Source organism: Vibrio sp. 2130-1 (assembly GCF_033339515.1).
In genome coordinates, this window is sequence record NZ_JAWOUT010000001.1 from 392,013 (window position 1) to 409,652 (window position 17,640).

16 protein-coding genes are annotated in these 17,640 nt (G+C 44.6%); 13 read left to right on the forward strand and 3 right to left on the reverse strand.

The window, feature by feature from the left end; all coding sequences use genetic code 11:
- The first annotated feature begins 2 nt into the window (after positions 1 to 2).
- The 5 genes from R7Q09_RS01840 to R7Q09_RS01860 all read left to right on the forward strand — a co-directional run bounded on the left by R7Q09_RS01840 (position 3) and on the right by R7Q09_RS01860 (position 5,299).
- Positions 3 to 1,040 (forward strand): imelysin family protein, encoded by a 1,038-nt coding sequence (locus tag R7Q09_RS01840; RefSeq protein ID WP_318071043.1) that lies wholly within the window; start codon positions 3 to 5, stop codon positions 1,038 to 1,040.
- A complete protein-coding gene (locus R7Q09_RS01845; protein ID WP_318071042.1) occupies positions 1,021 to 2,103 on the forward strand; it encodes a DUF1513 domain-containing protein in 1,083 nt (360 codons plus the stop codon). The genes R7Q09_RS01840 and R7Q09_RS01845 overlap by 20 nt, the downstream gene beginning before the upstream one ends.
- Positions 2,104 to 2,256: 153 nt before the next feature.
- A complete protein-coding gene (locus tag R7Q09_RS01850; protein ID WP_005376852.1) occupies positions 2,257 to 3,798 on the forward strand; it encodes a murein L,D-transpeptidase in 1,542 nt (513 codons plus the stop codon).
- Positions 3,799 to 3,964: 166 nt separating this feature from the next.
- Positions 3,965 to 4,513 (forward strand): DUF882 domain-containing protein, encoded by a 549-nt coding sequence (locus R7Q09_RS01855; protein WP_031778936.1) that lies wholly within the window; start codon positions 3,965 to 3,967, stop codon positions 4,511 to 4,513.
- A 129-nt stretch (positions 4,514 to 4,642) separates the two neighbouring features.
- Positions 4,643 to 5,299, forward strand: coding sequence for an MBL fold metallo-hydrolase (locus tag R7Q09_RS01860; RefSeq protein WP_167415309.1), 657 nt, complete (start codon positions 4,643 to 4,645; stop codon positions 5,297 to 5,299).
- An 18-nt stretch (positions 5,300 to 5,317) separates the two neighbouring features.
- On the opposite strand, the gene R7Q09_RS01865 is transcribed toward R7Q09_RS01860, so the two are convergent.
- Positions 5,318 to 5,983 (reverse strand): DUF2982 domain-containing protein, encoded by a 666-nt coding sequence (locus R7Q09_RS01865; RefSeq protein WP_005376857.1) that lies wholly within the window; start codon positions 5,981 to 5,983, stop codon positions 5,318 to 5,320.
- Positions 5,984 to 6,256: 273 nt separating this feature from the next.
- On the opposite strand from R7Q09_RS01865, the gene R7Q09_RS01870 reads away from it, so the two are divergent.
- The 6 genes from R7Q09_RS01870 to R7Q09_RS01895 all read left to right on the forward strand — a co-directional run bounded on the left by R7Q09_RS01870 (position 6,257) and on the right by R7Q09_RS01895 (position 12,259).
- On the forward strand, positions 6,257 to 6,661 hold the full coding sequence (locus R7Q09_RS01870; RefSeq protein ID WP_005376863.1) for a hypothetical protein: 405 nt from the start codon (positions 6,257 to 6,259) through the stop codon (positions 6,659 to 6,661).
- Between the two features lie 414 nt (positions 6,662 to 7,075).
- Positions 7,076 to 8,167 (forward strand): TRAP transporter substrate-binding protein, encoded by a 1,092-nt coding sequence (locus R7Q09_RS01875; protein WP_017636112.1) that lies wholly within the window; start codon positions 7,076 to 7,078, stop codon positions 8,165 to 8,167.
- 115 nt (positions 8,168 to 8,282) lie between these two features.
- Positions 8,283 to 8,822 carry a TRAP transporter small permease subunit gene (locus tag R7Q09_RS01880; protein ID WP_053306570.1) on the forward strand — a complete coding sequence of 180 codons (540 nt, stop codon included), beginning with the start codon at positions 8,283 to 8,285 and terminating at the stop codon, positions 8,820 to 8,822.
- Positions 8,823 to 8,834: 12 nt separating this feature from the next.
- Positions 8,835 to 10,121: a TRAP transporter large permease subunit gene (locus R7Q09_RS01885; RefSeq protein WP_005376871.1), complete on the forward strand. Its 1,287-nt coding sequence runs from the start codon at positions 8,835 to 8,837 to the stop codon at positions 10,119 to 10,121.
- A gap of 151 nt (positions 10,122 to 10,272) precedes the next feature.
- Positions 10,273 to 11,628: a cache domain-containing protein gene (locus R7Q09_RS01890; protein WP_005376873.1), complete on the forward strand. Its 1,356-nt coding sequence runs from the start codon at positions 10,273 to 10,275 to the stop codon at positions 11,626 to 11,628.
- A complete protein-coding gene (locus R7Q09_RS01895) occupies positions 11,621 to 12,259 on the forward strand; it encodes a response regulator (protein ID WP_005376875.1) in 639 nt (212 codons plus the stop codon). Before R7Q09_RS01890 ends, R7Q09_RS01895 begins: the two co-directional genes overlap by 8 nt.
- Before the next feature lie 40 nt (positions 12,260 to 12,299).
- On the opposite strand, the gene R7Q09_RS01900 is transcribed toward R7Q09_RS01895, so the two are convergent.
- The gene (locus tag R7Q09_RS01900; protein WP_005376877.1) at positions 12,300 to 12,776 is read right to left on the reverse strand and encodes a MarR family winged helix-turn-helix transcriptional regulator; all 477 of its coding nucleotides are present in this window, start codon (positions 12,774 to 12,776) and stop codon (positions 12,300 to 12,302) included.
- Between the two features lie 387 nt (positions 12,777 to 13,163).
- On the opposite strand from R7Q09_RS01900, the gene R7Q09_RS01905 reads away from it, so the two are divergent.
- Positions 13,164 to 14,735 carry a BCCT family transporter gene (locus R7Q09_RS01905; protein WP_005394723.1) on the forward strand — a complete coding sequence of 524 codons (1,572 nt, stop codon included), beginning with the start codon at positions 13,164 to 13,166 and terminating at the stop codon, positions 14,733 to 14,735.
- Positions 14,736 to 14,966: 231 nt separating this feature from the next.
- Positions 14,967 to 16,850: a methyl-accepting chemotaxis protein gene (locus tag R7Q09_RS01910; RefSeq protein ID WP_005376880.1), complete on the forward strand. Its 1,884-nt coding sequence runs from the start codon at positions 14,967 to 14,969 to the stop codon at positions 16,848 to 16,850.
- A gap of 69 nt (positions 16,851 to 16,919) precedes the next feature.
- Here the strand turns inward: R7Q09_RS01910 and R7Q09_RS01915 are convergent, their stop codons facing one another.
- Complete coding sequence (locus tag R7Q09_RS01915; protein ID WP_318071040.1) at positions 16,920 to 17,639, reverse strand: 3'-5' exonuclease; 720 nt, start codon at positions 17,637 to 17,639, stop codon at positions 16,920 to 16,922.
- Position 17,640: the final 1 nt, after the last annotated feature.

The window sequence follows — 17,640 nt, forward strand, 5'->3', positions numbered from 1 at the left end:
CCATGAAAAAGACACTGTTAGTGAGTGCGATTGCCGCAACGTTAAGTTTGGTTGGTTGCCAATCGACCATCGGTTCGAGCTCTGCCAAGCCTGAGAGTACAAGTCATATTTCTCAAAGCGTGTACGAGGTCGAGTTTCAATCAGCTCAGACGTTTTTAGCGCAAACCACAGAACTTGAACAACGCTTCGCAGATTACTGCGCATCAGAGTCGAAAGATGATGCACAAGTAAAACAGCAATGGCATCAAACTATGCTTGCGTGGATGGCATTACAAGGTCAAGAACGTGGCCCTGCTACGGCGCTGGAGCAAAGCTGGAATGTTCAGTTTTGGCCAGATAAAAAGAACACTACTGGTCGTAAAATGTCTGTATTGACGAAATCTGACCAAGCTTGGAGTGCAGAAGATATTTCCACCCAAAGTGTCACCGTGCAAGGTTTAGGGGCTCTGGAATGGCTGCTTTACGATAAAGCGTCGACCTTATCTAGCAACAGCAATACCTGTGCGACAGGCATTTCGATTGCAGAAAACCTCGATAACAAAGCGCAGATCATCGCGGATTCTTGGGCAGAAAACCCTTGGAAATCGCTAGAGATGACGGAATGGGAGTCTGAGTACATTTCACTGCTCTCTAATCAGCTTGAATACAGCATGAAGAAGTTGAGTCGACCGCTAGCGAAGATTGGCAAGCCTCGCCCGTATTTCTCAGAATCGTGGCGTTCAGAGACCTCGCTTTCAAACTTAAAAGCCAACCTTCAAGGGATGGAAGCGTTGTACTTTGCTAACGGGAATGGTCTAGATGCGCTACTAAGAGAGCAAGGCCATGAAGATCTCGCAGACCGTGTTGTTCATCAGTTTGAAATGGCGTTAGAAACTTGGCCAGAAGATAAGAGCTTGTTTGCTGCACTACAAACAAAAGAAGGCTATCGCATGGTGCTCGCTCAGTACAATAAGCTAGAGCAATTGAAGTACCTGATTCACGAAGAAGTGGCGATCGAGCTTGGCGTGGTTATAGGATTTAATGCAACCGATGGTGACTGATCAAACCCGCCGAAACTTACTGAAAGCCGCTCTATTCGGGGCGGCTACACCTATGATGCCATTTGGTTGTGCTTCAACAAGCTCACGTGAGCCTGCGTTGATCGGCTGCTCTATCATTGGCCGAGATAAATATGCAGCGGTGGTAGCGGATGAGCATGGTATGCCGCTATCTTCATTGCCGATTCCTGAGCGTGGTCACGGTGTAGCAACCAACCAACAAGGCCACGCCGTAGTTTTTGGTCGTCGACCAGGTACTTTCTTCATGGTATTTGATTATCGCTCAGGGCAGATGATCAAACTGCAACTAGCAAAGCCAAATCGCCATTTCTATGGGCATGGCGTTTACTCCCATGACGGCACATTGCTATTTGCCACAGAAGGGGAGAGGGGGACAAGTCGCGGGATCATTGGTGTTTATGATGTGCAGAAGCAATATCAAAAAATCGATGAGTTAACAGGTTTTGGCCTTGGCCCGCATGAAGTGATCATGATGCCTGATGGCGCATTATCGATTGGCGTCGGTGGCGTACACACCAACGGCCGTGAACCTCTCAATCTTGATAGCATGAGACCGAGTCTGAGTTACCTTTCACAGGAAGGGGAGCTATTGGATCAAGTGTCTTTACCGGATCATAAGTTGAGTATTCGCCATTTAGCTCATGATGGTGCGGAAACCGTGCTTTGTGGTCAGCAATATCGTGGTGAGCCGGACGAGTATCCAGCCTTGATCGCCATGCACACGCGTGGTGGTGAAATGCAAGATCTTCAAGCTGAGCCTGAAGAGTGGGCGCGTTTCAATCACTACGTTGCGAGTATTGCAGCAACCGATGAATGGATCTTAGCCACTTCCCCTCCGGGCAGTTGTTATGGTATATGGTCTAAATCTACGGGCAAATTGGTAGAGCTAAGTGCGTTGCCAGACGCCTCTGGTGTTGTGGTCTATGGCGATGAGTTCCGAGTCAGCTCTGGGGCGGGAAAAGTGGTAGAGCAAAGGCCAGAGGAGTCAAAAAGTACCTTCGCAAGCGGAGTGCAATGGGACAACCATTGGTCGAGAATTATCTAGAAAGATCATTGAGTAATTACTTATAGAGAGTTTTGTTGTCGTTTTCGGCATCAGATTCTTAATTTTAAACCTGCAAGCTGTGAGATATTTGCCATACTTTTTATTATGGCAAGTAGCGCAAGGATCATTTCAGTGTTTGCTAGGGTTTTAATCATGACGGCACTTCTGGTGCCGTTTTGCAGCTTTTCCACCGTCGTTTCTCTCGAAGCTTCAGCGCAAGTCGAGCAAGAGGGAGCGGTACAAAAGCTGTCTGTAGAAAAAATGATCCATTATCCAGAGGTGATTGATCAACTGTATCAAAGCACCAATTACCGTTTGAACTGGGAAAATGAAAGTGATATTGAGCAGTTTCTTTTTCAAGTAAACCTGGTTGCACTTGCGGATGTCACCGATGAATTCGAAAATCAACTTCACCGGATAAACCAAGTAAGGTGGCAGGGAGATAATCTCGACTTCGATTTAGTGATGACAGATTCACTCTTGATGTACCTTAGTTATCTTGAGCAACTCCCCGAAGAAGGGATTAATTGGCTATTTACAGACAAAGCCCATGTTACGTTACCCGCTCCTAGCATCGATACTTTATCGGTTCTGAGTAATGAGATTACGGTTGGCAAACTTGGTCAGTTTTTGGCAAGTCTCCGGTCTCCATTACAAACAGATGATGCTTTCTACTCCGCCTATTCTTCGCTATCGGAACATTCTCAGTACCAATATCCTGCCTATCAACAAACTGGGCTAGCACGTGTTGGCGATATATTAGAAAACAGACCCCTATTGATTGAGCGAATGGAGATCGTAGGCGTAGATGTTTCTTACTTGGATTTAGTCACTGAAGAATATGACGAACAATTAGAGCTTGCGATAAAAGAGTTCCAGCGTATTCATGGTTTGAAAGAAGATGGCGTTATCGGCCCGAATACCATTCGATGGATCAACTTTTCTCCTCAAGAGCGATTGCATCTGTTGGCGTTGAATTCTGAGCGTTCAAGAATTTGGTCGAAAGAAAGGGATAATGTTGTCTTTGTTAACGTGCCTGGATACGAAGTCACGTATTGGCATGACGGTCAACCCTTGTTTGAGTCTAAAGTTGTGGTAGGGAGAGCATCAAGAAAAACACCCATCATGTCGGTGGCATTGGATTCAGTTATTCTCAACCCAACTTGGAACGTGCCTTGGACTATCATGGTTAAAGACATTATTCCTAAAGTAAAACGTAATCCGATGTATTTGATTAACCATAACATTCAAATCATTCGGTCTTGGACTTCGAACGAAATTATTGACCCTACAACCATCAATTGGGCAACGGTGAATCCGAGAACATTTCCTTATCGTATGCGACAGGCGTCGGGCTTACAAAATGCACTGGGATTGTACAAGTTCAATATGCCTAACCCACAAGCTATTTATTTGCATGACACGCCAAGTAAGAACTTGTTTGAACAGGACAGACGCGCATTCAGCTCAGGATGTGTTCGTGTAGAACATGCAGACCAGTTAGCAGAACTTCTGTTCAAAACTCAGGGGCTGGAAGAACGTTTAGCGAAAAAGCGAGAAAGTTCTCGTCGGTCTAACACGTCAGTTCCTTTGGGAGAGCGCATTCAAGTACACATCATTTATCAAACAGCATGGTTGGAAGAGGGAACGCTTTACTACCGTGATGATATCTATAAGTACGATCACCGCAGTTGAAATCTTTAAGGAAAATTTACAAAACGAAGAATTCTCTTTTCGTTCAATAATTAATCAATAATTACTGCATCTGAAAATCAAGATGGAGCATTTTATGCATTTGACGTGACAAATGTGTTTGGTTAATGTCCACGACTTGTCTAGTTGTTGAGCACTGTATTTTGAAATGGTAAGTCGTAACTTTTCCCGCCGAGATTTCCTTAAAATGACCGCTGGTGGTGTGGTGTTGGCGTCTGCCCTGCCATCATTTTCTTGGGCTTCACTCCCTGACGAGCCACGTGCGCTGGCGATGAACAACCTTAATACTGGAGAGATCCTCGAAACATGCTATTTCGATGGAAAACGATACATTAATGATGAACTGCAAAGGCTGAATGAGTTTTGTCGAGACCATCGACGAAATGAGGTTCATCCCATGGATAGACGCTTGTTCGATCAAATAAGTCAAATTCAAAAGTTAATTGGTACAGAAGCAGAGGTGATCGTCATTTCAGGTTACCGTTCTCCTGCCACTAACGCCTCGCTGCGCAACGGGTCTTCTCGTGTAGCGAAAAAGAGCATGCACATGGAAGGAAAGGCCATTGATTTCCGTTTAGACGGCGTGAAGCTTTCAACGGTTCGTGATGCTGCATTAAGCCTAAAAGCCGGTGGCGTGGGTTATTATCCAGGCAGTAACTTTGTTCATATCGATACGGGTGCTGTTCGTTCCTGGTAGTGCCAGTTGAGACAAGGTTTCTAGTCTCAGAACGTCGTCGATTACCCACAGTTCAAAGCTTGAAGTCGCTAGGCCTTAGTGTCATAGTTGCGGCAGTTTTCACGCAAATTTATTCGGTATAGGTTATCTATGGCTCTGAAATACCAAGTTGTTCCAGTAACATCTTTCTCTCAAAACTGTTCTATTGTCTGGTGTGACGAAACCATGAAAGGCATTGTGGTTGACCCAGGCGGCGATGAAAAGCAGCTCGCTATGCTTATCAAAGAGCTGGGTGTTGACGTGGTAAAACTAGTGCTAACACACGGTCACTTGGACCACGTAGGTGGCACGGAACCGCTGTCTGCACTGCTTGGCGGTACAGAGATTGTTGGTCCTCACAAGGCAGATAACTTCTGGTTGCAAGGTTTGGAAGGTCAGAGCCAAATGTTTGGTTTCCCGCTGACAGAAGCGTTTGAACCGCACCAATGGCTAAATGAGGGTGACACTGTCACTTTGGGTAATCAAGTGCTGAACGTATTCCACACACCTGGTCATACACCTGGTCACGTTGTGCTTTACAGTGAAGAAGCGCGTTTAGCGTTTGTGGGTGACGTTTTGTTTAACGGTAGCATTGGTCGAACTGACTTCCCACAAGGTGATTTCAATACGTTGATTAGCTCTATCAAAGAGAAATTGTGGCCTTTAGGCAATGATGTCACGTTTGTCCCTGGTCACGGCCCTCAATCGACTTTCGGTCACGAGCGTAAAACTAACCCGTTCGTTGCTGACGAGATGCCGCTTTACTAAAAGTGCGTGTACTAAGCATTATTCTGGCTCGGCGGCAGCTAAGTATCGCCGAGTCAGTCCCACAAAATCCTCAGCCTCACGATCTAGATCACTTGCTGATATAAATAGATCGTAGCCGTAGAAACCTCTCTGATACTTCATCCGGTTGGCGAGCATCGCTAACAAACCTTTGTACTCAATCCCATCTCTGTTTATATACGGTTTAGGGTCAAGCACCATATCCTCAAACTTATCTTCACACTGATTTTGTTTCGCGCCTAAGTAAAGCAGTGCTCGCTGGCTGAGGAGAATTTCTGTCGCTATACGAGGGCAGATTGAATTTAAGTAGGGTGAGTAGTGTTTTAGACGAATACCGATCCAAGGTAGCGGTTGGTGCCACCCTTCCTGTTGGTAGCTACAAATACCGATTGACTCAATATTTCGCCATCGGACGACCCAACCTCCTTTAAAAAGGTGTTGCTGAAAGTGAGAAGCTGTCAGCGTAAAAGTGACTTGGCTTTTCTTAATCATCAAGATGGCGAAACCAACGATTGCAGACATCAAAATGACCGACAACATGGCTTGCTTCCATCCCGGAGAAATGGCAACCAAAAACAAAGTGATGAGTGCAACGAGCAACAAAAGTATTCTGTTGATAGGGGAGTCGGGTTTGAAATGTGAATTTGTTAGGTGCAGCGTTTCCATGCTTATAACCTCATCGAATACTTGTCCAAAAATAAGTGGGTAGCCTTATGTGCATTGATTTGCATTTAAAATAAAACAAACCTCTGTTTTTATACCCAGTATTCAATAAATCCGTTCATAAAATATCTGATTAAATAGTAGACGTTCTATGCTTTGAGCGCATTTTTCATCGCGTTTCGCCGCTAAAACCTACAAATTGCTTGTGAATTTTGGTATAAAACGCGCTTCAAATTTTCATCCCTGCTGAGATGCAGTGAACTGGAGAAATATTCAATGAGACTTGCTCATAAGCGTAAAGTGCAGATGAAACTGCAAAAACGCATTAAAGCGACAGTAGCAAACTTAGCTGCAGCACCTAAAGCAGTGAAGCCTGTTGCGGAAAAAGCAGTAGCACCTTCTGTTGCTGAAAAAGCTGTTGCGGAGAAAGTAGTAGCTGATAAAAAAGTAGCTGCAGTGAAAACAGTTGATGTTGCCCTTACTCCTAAGCAACAACAAGTATTAGACATCGTTATGGCGAATGCTGAAGGTATTAACCCTAAAGGCATCGGTCTAGCTGCAGGTCAAGAAGATACTAAAGCGGCATCATGGGCTACTGGCGCACTAAAGAAGCTTCTTGAAGAAAACCTAGTTCAAAAAGAGCAGTTAGCAGGTAACAAAGTTATCTACAAAGCAGTTTAATTACCGCTACCGTTCTGGATTGAATACCTCGGCCGATGCCGAGGTATTTTTTTATCTTGGTATTGGAAATAATGCATTAAGTACTGACTTTAACACTACCAATAAGTGGTTTGTCACATTTTCTTAAATACTATGTAAATTTTTTGGCAGAAAAATACGTACGTATTGTCTTTTATTTTTATTCATAGATAAAAATATAATTTATTGATTTTGCTATTAACAGTCTTTTGTCATGACGGTTGTCCTACGTACTTGTACGTAATACCTTAGGCTAATGCCTTATTGATGAATTACTCGCTTCCGTGTTCATGCCCATTTCGCATTAGACAACATTGTTACATCTTTTATACCGAATACAGCCAATCCTAATGAAATGGATGACAACAATAACCTTGGTGATAAAGGACGTGAACGATGAGTCTAATCCAAAAATCTTTAAAACGAGTGCTCAAAACAACCGCTGTCGCTGCCGCGATGGCACTCGCAGCGACTTCTGTAAACGCTGCTGAAAAAGTCTATCGTTTAAAGCTTGCTGAAACTTGGGGGCCTAATTTCCCAATTTTTGGTGATACCACAAAAAACATGGCCAAAATGGCGGAAGAGATGTCCAACGGACGTTTGCAAATCCGCATTGATTCCGCAAACAAGCATAAAGCGCCTTTTGGGGTGTTTGATATGGTTAAGTCGGGTCAGTATGACATGGGGCACTCAGCGTCTTATTACTGGAAGGGTAAGGTTCCAAACACACTTTACTTCACTTCTATGCCCTTCGGTATGTTGCCAACTGAGCAGTATGCATGGTTTTACTACGGCGGTGGTATGGAGCTGATGGAAAAAGTGTACTCTCCACATAACTTGATGTCTTTCCCTGGCGGTAATACCGATACTCAGATGGGCGGGTGGTTCCAAAAAGAGATCAAGTCCGTCGAGGACTTACAGGGTTTGAAAATGCGTATCCCAGGGTTTGCTGGTGAGATTTTGGCCGAGTTAGGTGCCAAGCCAACGAATATCGCCCCTGGTGAGCTATATACTTCTCTAGAGCGTCGCACAATTGATGCCTTGGAATGGGTTGGTCCATCGCTGGATCTACGTATGGGCTTCCACAAAATCGCGCCTTACTACTACACAGGTTGGCATGAACCAGCGACTGAGCTTCAGTTCCTCGTTAACAAGCGTACCTGGAACCGTCTACCTGATGATCTAAAAGCGATTTTGCAAGTAGCCATGAAAACGGCCGCTTACGATATGTACACGCAATCGAAACACGAAAGCGGCAAAAACTGGGCATCTATTAAGTCTGAATACCCAAATGTTGAAGTAAAAGATTTCCCACCTGAAGTAGTAGCTGCGTTGCGAGAAGCAAACGATCGTTTGTTGAAAGAACATGCAGAAAAAGATGCTTTGGCGAAAGAGATTCAAGAGTCGCAAGCGAACTATATGAATCAAGTTCGACCATGGTCAGATATTTCGCACCGAGCGTACTTAAACAGTCAAGCTCAACAATAACGTTATGAAGCAGGCGATGCCGAGAGGTTTAGCCTGCTATCGAAGCCCAAGAAAACTTCATAATGAATGCTCCGCACCATAGCGGAGCGCATCTAAACGTTCCACGGAGTTCGGAATGAGAAGTCTTATTTATATTGAGCGATTATTTAACCGCTTTAGCGATTTTCTCGGATGGTTATCCAGCATCCTGTTTATTTTGTTGTTAGCAAACGTTGTGTACGACGTTGTCATGCGTTACGTGTTTAATGATGTGTCTATCGCATTCCAAGAAATGGAATGGCATCTATTCTCTGCCGTGTTCTTGCTTGGTGTGCCTTACGCAATTAAGTCCGGTGGGCATGTTCGCGTCGACATTTTTTATGAACGCTTATCTTACAAAGCACAATCCATCATCGACATCATAGGCACACTATTTTTCTTATTCCCTTTTTGCCTACTGGTGGCTTGGTTTGGTGTTGATTTCGCTAAGGAAAGTTACGCGTTAGGCGAGACGTCTGGTGACCCAGGTGGCTTACCATATCGTTGGATTATCAAAGCGATGATTCCGCTGTCATTTTTCTTTATGGCGGTGAGTGGTATTGGATTGTTACTTCATTCAATCAACAAAATTGTCAACCCTCATCTCATCTATGCCGGTAATAACGGTAAGTCGTAAAAGGAAGTCATTATGATCGGTATAGTGATGTTTTTTGTTGCGCTCTTTGCGCTTCTATTGGGATTTCCCGTTGCCTTTACTTTTGGTGGTATCGCGCTGATTTTTGGTGTTTGGGCTGAAGGCATCGAGATGTTTGCTTTTATGCCATATCGAATTCAGTCCATTATGGAAAATACGGTGCTAATGGCCGTACCGCTGTTCGTTTTTATGGGGCTAGTGCTACAGAAAACGAAGCTTGCTGAACAGCTACTAGAATCAATGGGGCGTTTGTTCGGTGGCGTTCGCGGTGGTATCGCTATTTCTACCGTGTTAGTTGGCGCATTGCTTGCAGCTTCAACGGGTGTGGTAGGCGCATCAGTTGTTGCGATGGGCTTAATATCTCTTCCTGTGATGCTCAAGTACAATTACGACAAAGGTTTAGCGTGTGGGACTATTTGTGCGTCTGGCACGTTGGGCCAAATTATCCCACCTTCTATAGTGTTGATCTTGTTGGGTGATGTACTTGGCGTACCGGTAGGGGACCTATTTCAAGCTGCGATCTGGCCCGGTATTACACTTGTTGGCGCCTATGTGATCTATATTCTCATCTACGCGAAGTTGAACCCTCAAGCCGCACAGGCGATAGAGCGCGATGAGTCGATCAGTCGTAAACAAGAAGTGCTCACCGCACTGAAAGCTGTATTGCCACCTTTAGCATTGATCATCGTGGTATTGGGCTCCATCTTTGCAGGGATTGCAACACCAACAGAGTCAGCGGCACTGGGCGGTGCAGGTGCGATAATTTTATCACTATTGTATAAACAGTTTAGTTGGTCGATGATTTATGATGCATCAAAAGAGACAGTTAAAGTAACCGCAATGGTCTTTGCGATCTTACTTGGTGCGACCGCCTTTTCAATGGCATTTACCTACACTGGTGGTGATTATTTAGTTGAAGAGTGGATGTTAGAACTGCCGGGTGAAAAGTGGGGATTCCTTATTATTACCATGGTGGTGATTCTGATTTTAGGTTTCTTTATCGACTTCGTTGAAATCTGTTTTATCATCGTGCCAATTATTGCGCCAGTCGCTGAATTGATGGGCATTAATATGACGTGGTTTGCGATTCTTATTGCGATGAACTTACAGACGTCGTTCCTCACACCGCCATTTGGCTTTAGTTTGTTCTATCTAAAAGGTGTCGCTCCAGCAGGGGTTACTACGCGAGATATCTACAAAGGTGTGATGCCATTCATCGCGATTCAGATTGTTGTGTTGGCGTCTTTGCTGTTTTTCCCAGGTTTTTACGGTATGAGTTAATCACTCGATAATAAAGAGATTTTGTGAACTGAGAGTTTTTACCTTTTGAGACAAGTTGTTAAGCTGTTAATTATGTCTATGCAGACACAATCGATTCGTTTGTACTGCTAAGATAGTAAGCTGTAAAGGCAGCGTTTCATGGAGGGAAGGGATGCCTCTCAAAGCAAAGTTAATTCTGCTGACACTGATACCCGTGGTATTGGTGTCAGCGAGTATCAGCTGGATCTCTATCTATCAAACCAAGACCCTTGGCAAAAGGGAGGTGGAGATCTTTCATCAAAACCTGATCCAATCAAAAGAAGCGGCGCTGAAAGACACGGTCGACGTCGCTTTTGACTCCATTTCTTACATCTACAACGATCCGACTTTAGAAGAGAGTGTTGCCAAAACGCGTGTGAAAGCGATTTTAAATCGTTTGAGTTATGGGTCGGACGGCTATTTTTTTGCTTATGATAAATATGGTACCAACCTTGTACACCCAGTTCTTCCGGAGCTTGTCGGGGAAAACTTACTCTATCTTGAAGACGAAAATGGCGATCGCTTAATCGAAGCTTTATTGTATCAAGCGCAATCAGGTGGTGGATTTCATCAGTACCTGTGGCAAAAGCCATCTACAGGTGAAGTTGTCCCTAAGCTTAGTTACGCTGCATGGCTCGATAAGTGGGAATGGATGATAGGGACTGGGCTGTATATTGAGGATGTCAGCCGAGAAGTCGCCAATATGCGCGCGGCAGTGAACAAAAATATCGAAACGACATTTTTCTCAGTCGTCGTGATCTTAGCGGTGACCGTTGCTGTAATCATTGTTCTCACTTTGGCGATCAATCTGCACGAGCATCGCCTCGCTGATAAGAACCTGAAAGAATTGGCACATAAAACCGTGATGTTCCAAGAAGATGAGAAAAAGCATTTAGCGCGAGAACTGCACGATGGAATCAATCAGTTGTTAGTCTCCAGTAAATGTCATTTAGACTTAATGAGTCATAGACTTGAAGACGAAAAACTCAAATCCCACTTAGATAAATCACAACGATCGCTCGTCACCGCGATAAATGAGGTGCGGCATATTTCTCATCAGCTCCGTCCAAGCGCCCTCGATGATATCGGTTTAGAAGCAGCACTGACGACCTTGCTACAGGATTTTCATTCCCATTCTGGGATTGATATCGAGAGCAATTTCGATACTCAGCAGCACAAACTGACTTCGGAAGTCGCAACGACACTATATCGCGTCGCTCAGGAGTCTTTGAATAACATTGAAAAACATGCGCGAGCGAAAAAAGTAACGGTTACTTTGCAAAAAATGGGCAATATGCTGCAATTACTCATACGTGACGATGGGGTTGGATTTGTGGTTAACCATGCAGTGCACCAACAAGGGATTGGGTTAAGGAACATGCAAGAGCGTGTAGAGTTCATCGGTGGTGAATTTGAGCTAATGAGTGAGCTTGGCTTGGGAACAGAGATTACTGTGCTGCTTAATTTGGATGAAATAGTTTATGGATAAACCGATTAGTGTAGTGATTGTCGATGATCATCAAGTAGTATTGGATGGCTTCATGGCTCGTTTGGAGTTAGAGCCTGACATCGAAGTGGTGGGTACAGCAAGTAATGGCTTGGAAGCGATAGAGGTCGCAAAGCACTTGCAACCGGACGTCATATTGATGGATATCAGCATGCCAATAATGAACGGTATTGAAGCGACAGGTGTAATTAAAGAAGCGCGTCCAGAGAGCAAAATACTTATGTTGACCATGCACGATAATCGCGAGTACATCATGAAGGTCATGCAAGCTGGTGCCGTAGGATATATGCTCAAGGAAATCTCGGCCGAGAAAATGGTGCAAGCAATAAAAACGGTTAACCAAGGCTCGACGTATTTCTGTGAATCCGTCACACAAACACTCTTTACCCAAGAAGTGGTGCCTGCCACGCAAAAAACGAATCCTCTCAGCCGCAGGGAAGAAGCGGTACTTAAATTAGTTGCTCAAGGAAACAGCAGCAAGAAAATCGCCACTTTACTCAATATTAGTTATCGAACGGTAGAGACGCATCGCCATAACATTAAGCACAAGTTGGACTTACATTCGACGGCAGAGTTAGCAAAATATGCGTTTGAAACTGGGTTGACTGAGTAGGAGAGTAGTGCCCGCAAAAAGCGAGCACGTGGGAGCGAAACTAATCGGCTTTGGTAATGCTACCAAGCTCTAGCATTGGAGCAACATCGATGTCCTCTGCATTCATCATCGTCGAGATGCGTTGAACGGAAGATAGTAGAAGGGATTGCTCCCATTCTTCCAATTTTTGGAATCGATTAATGAAGTGCTCTTGCAGCGGCGTTGGTGCTTGTTTTAAGGCTTCTTGGCCCTTGCTCGTAAGTACAGCATGCACTTTACGCTTGTCTTGAACACTGCGCTGACGCTCAACAAACTGGCCTCGTTCTAGTCTATCTAGAATGGTCGTTGCGGTCGCTTGGCTCATGTTAGTGTGGCTAGACAACTGTTTAATCGTCACGTTATCTAAGTCATTGATAGCGCGCATCAAAATCAACTGTGGAGCAGTCAATCCAGACTCTTTGCTCAGCTTTTTAGAATGTAAATCAATAGCGCGGATGATCTGACGAATCGAGACCAATACTTCTTCGTACTTTTCCAATTTATTCATCCAGTCTGTAGGGAACATTTATCGAGGCGACACTAACTTAAATGCGCCCTTATTTAAAGGGGGGAAATCAAAAATTACCTCTACAATTTTACGCCGTGTCCTCAATACCATTTTGTCGCGCCTTTTCGACAAAATAAGAAGAGCTAAAATTATTATAGCAATAAATGTTTGTGGTCTAACTATTGTAGTAGTGATTTGTTCTATCAGAGGCCGTAACCACACAGTGAAAAGTAAGTTATTGGATTTTTTAATAGCAAAAAGATAGACAAAAACGTGTCAAATGATAGGATCTTGCGCCTTCACGGAATGCAAAACGTATCGTGTTCGAAAGATTTTTTTGTTTGGTACGTAAAAACACTACAAAAATAGAGAGGAACGATGACAAAGGGTATAGATAAGTACAGTATCGATAGTACCGACTATACGGTAGGTCAGGACAACGTTCAAAAATGGGGTTTTGATGTTCATAACCCAGTTTTTGGTATTAGTGCAGGTTTAATTGCGCTGTTTCTTGTCGCTGCATTAGTTCTAGATGCACATACCGCAAAGACGGCACTTGATGGGCTGAAGTGGAAAATTATTGGTTCATTCGATTGGTTGTTCATTATTGCAGGTAACATTTTCGTTATTTTCTGTTTGGCGCTTATCGTCTCACCAATGGGTAAGATCCGACTAGGTGGTAAAGACGCTGTTGCCGATTACTCGTTTATGTCATGGCTTGCAATGCTATTTGCAGCTGGTATGGGTATCGGTTTAATGTTCTGGAGTGTTGCAGAACCTGTCGCTTACTTCACCGGTTGGTATGAAACGCCACTTGGTGTTGAGGCAAATACACCAGAAGCCGCGAGATTGGCACTGGGTGCAACGATGTTCCACTGGGGCCTTCACCCATGGGCAATTTACGGTGTTGTAGCACTTTCTTTAGCATTCTTTGCCTACAACAAAGGTTTACCGCTATCTATGCGTTCGATCTTCTACCCACTTCTGGGTGATCGTGCATGGGGTTGGGCTGGCCACATTGTGGACATTCTGGCTGTGCTTGCGACTTTATTTGGTCTTGCTACATCCCTAGGTCTAGGTGCGCAGCAAGCAGCAAGTGGTATTCATCACGTATTTGGTGTTGAGCCAGGCCTTGGCCTACAAATCGTCGTCATTACCGTGGTGACTTTACTTGCTGTTGTTTCAGTGGTACGTGGTATTGATGGTGGCGTTAAAGTCATTAGTAACATCAACATGGTTGTGGCGTTCTTGCTACTGATTCTTGTTGGTCTTATCGGTTGGGCGGCGAGTTTAGGCTCGATTCCAACCACACTTATGGCATACGTAGAGAATATTATTCCACTAAGTAACCCGTTTGGTCGTACAGATGAGGCATGGTTCCAAGGCTGGACAGTATTCTACTGGGCTTGGTGGATTTCATGGTCACCATTCGTAGGCATGTTCATCGCGCGTGTTTCTCGTGGTCGTACCGTTCGCGAGTTCATCACAGCAGTTCTACTGGTTCCAACGGCGGTTACCGTTGTTTGGATGTCTGTATTTGGTGGCCTGGCGATCGAGCAAGTTGTTGATAAAGTAGGTGAGCTGGGCACAAATGGCTTGACTGACGTATCACTTGCTATGTTCCAAATGTTTGATGTTCTTCCATTTGGTAGCATGCTTTCTATCATCGCTGTTGTGCTGGTACTTGTGTTCTTCATTACGTCTTCTGACTCTGGTTCACTTGTTATCGACAGCATCACAGCGGGCGGTAAAGTCGACGCTCCTGTACTTCAACGTGTTTTCTGGGCATTTATGGAAGGTGCAATTGCGGTTGCTCTACTGTGGATTGGTGGCTCCGAGGCGGTTCAAGCTCTTCAGGCAGGTGCCATTTCTACAGCACTGCCATTTACCTTCATTCTGCTTGCAATGTGTGTGAGCTTATTGATGGGTATGAGAACAGAGCGTCAGTAATTCGGCATTTTATAAAACCGCCTGACTAACAATTAATCAAAAGGCCAGCAATTTGCTGGCTTTTTTTGTGCGGTTTTTATGACGCTCGAGACAAAAAAATGACACATGAAAGTTCATATTTTACAAAGAGTTAATGTGCTATTTTGTTTTTTAAAAATTAGTGAATAGTCGTAAAAAAGTGTGTAATATTCATGCACCTTAACTGTTCTCCCAACTCAAAAAACTATAAATATGAAATTATCATTAAAACAAAAGCTTATAGGCGCAAGCCTTTCTGCTGTTGTTGTGATGGCAACAGCACTTACTTGGTTGTCGGCTGGTCAATTATTTGATCAGACTCGTTCAGGTGTCTATTCACGTGCGCAAAGTCTTAGTACTACTGCGTCAGAGGGAATTTCTGATTGGGTCAATATCCGTAAAGATATTGCCACTGCGTTCAACGACTACTCGACCGAGCAAGACGTTGTTCCTTTCCTACAACAAGCTCGCAAGGCTGGTGGCTTCGATGACATCTTCCTTGGTACACCAAACGGTGACATGTACCGCTCTCATCCGGAGCGTAACCGTGCTGATTATGACCCACGCACACGTCCTTGGTACAAGGATGCTGATGCAGCGGGTAAGCAAATCATCACAGCCGCATATCAAGACGCAATCACGAATGCACTACTTGTGACCATTGCTGAGCCAGTAATGAAAAATGGTCAGTTTGTTGGTGTTGTTGGTGCAGACGTACTGATCGATCAGCTTATCAGCGATGTGATTAACTTAGATGCAGGTGAAAACGCGCATGCGATGCTAATCGACATGAATGAAGGCACCTTTTTAGCGCATCCAGATAAAAGCTTGACGCTTAAGCCTATCACCAGTGTTCTAAAAGATTTTTCAGAAGAGGCAATTGAGCGCGCCGCCGATGAAGGTCGTATCGAAGATACGGTAATCAAAGGAAAAGAGAAGCTTTACTACTTCAATAAAGTTCCTGGTACGCATTGGATGTTTGCGATTGAAATGGATCGTGCAACAGAAGAAGCTGGTCATGCGGTATTGCTACGAGATCTATTGTTTACTGCTGTGGCGATCACGATTGTGGTTATTCTTGCAGTTTCTTGGCTAGTTGGTTTCTTGTTCCGTGACTTGAACCGCGTATCAAATGCACTGGAAGAAATTGCATCTGGCGAAGGTGACTTAACGCAACGCCTAGAACCACGCAGTGATGATGAAGTAGGTAAACTGGCGGAAAACTTCAACCGTTTTGTTGGCAACATGCACACAATGGTTACTAAGCTTAGCCACGTATCTTCTGCGCTTTCAGAGCAAGCACGCACGACAGCACAGCAAGCTGAGGAGCGTAGTCAGCGTATCTCTTACCAGCAAGATGAAATCAACATGGTGGCGACGGCTGTGAACGAAATGGCAGCAGCGACACAAGAAATTGCAGGTAATGCTGATAGCACGGCAAGTAATTCAGAAGAAGCGGTTCAAGCTTGTTCACATGGTTCTAGCCAAGTAACTCAAACGCAAGGCTCTATTCAGAACTTAGCGCAAGAAGTTCAAGTTGCTACTGATGTGATTCAAGAGCTAGAAGCACACGGAAATAGCATCAATACGATTCTCTCAACGATTCAAGGCATTGCAGAGCAAACGAACTTACTTGCACTGAACGCGGCGATCGAAGCGGCACGTGCAGGTGAGCAAGGCCGTGGTTTTGCTGTGGTTGCAGATGAAGTCCGCGTATTGAGCCAGCGTACTCATGCTTCAACGCAAGAGATTCAAGAAACTATCGAGATGCTACAAGGCACAACAGCCAAGGCGGTCGGTATTATGGGTGACAGTCGTCGTCTAGCTGATACCAGTGTTGATGATGCCAATGCGGCTGCAGCGAGCTTGACGCAAATCCACACTGCTGTTGAGCGTATCAGTGATATGGCAACGCAGATTGCTTCAGCAGCAGAAGAGCAAGCATCGGTAACCACTGAGATCACTCGTAATACTGAAGGTATTCGTGACGTGTCTAACGAGTTGTCAGTCGAAGCTCATCAAGCAGCAGAACAAGCTGCTCACCTGTCTGAGCTATCACACGAACTTGAACAAGAGATTCAACGCTTTAAGCTGTAATCTTGTCTCAACCTAAGTAAAAAGGAGCCATCTGGCTCCTTTTTTGATCGCTATTAAGCGTGAAGTATACTACAGCCAGAACTCACGGATGGGTTGCTCTTCACTGTAATGATGGGCGATTTGCGCTTGCAGTAGCTCTGCGGTAGCAATTGCATCGGTTAATGCATGGTGAGGCGTATAGTCTGGCAGCCCATAACGGCGTCGAGATTGCGCTAGCCTAACCGATTCTGGCTTTTTCCCTTTTAAACGCTCCCAGAGAGAGCCGGAACGTTTCTGTTGAATGGTTTCTTCAAGGTGCAGAGTATCTAAAACAGGAAACTCAATACCTTCCCCTAAACGGCTTTTGAGCGCTTTATCCAGAAACTCTCTCTCGATACGACGGTAATGAACAACAATGATTTTCCCGCTTAAGCATGGTAGCAGCTCGCTTAAGATATCGCCTAAGTCAGGTGCATCGATCAATTCGCTGTGAGTAATACCGTGTATAATGACTGAATCTTCATCGAGTGCACGCTGTGGACGTACCTTCCAATGACGCGAGTTACGTAGGAAAATTCGCTTCAGGTTAAACGGCACCAAACCAATAGTAATGATGTCATGTTTTTCAGGATTCAAACCCGTCGTTTCGAAATCTAACGCCACGAACTCCACCTCAGATAACGGTGTTTCTGGAGCAGGCGGCTTGTTGCTATAGAACGCAATTAAATTCTCATCCTTCGCCATCTCCAGCTTTTGTTCAAACTTCGTTGGCCACTGAATGGTTGGCTTCTGAAAGAGCTTTTTAATCATG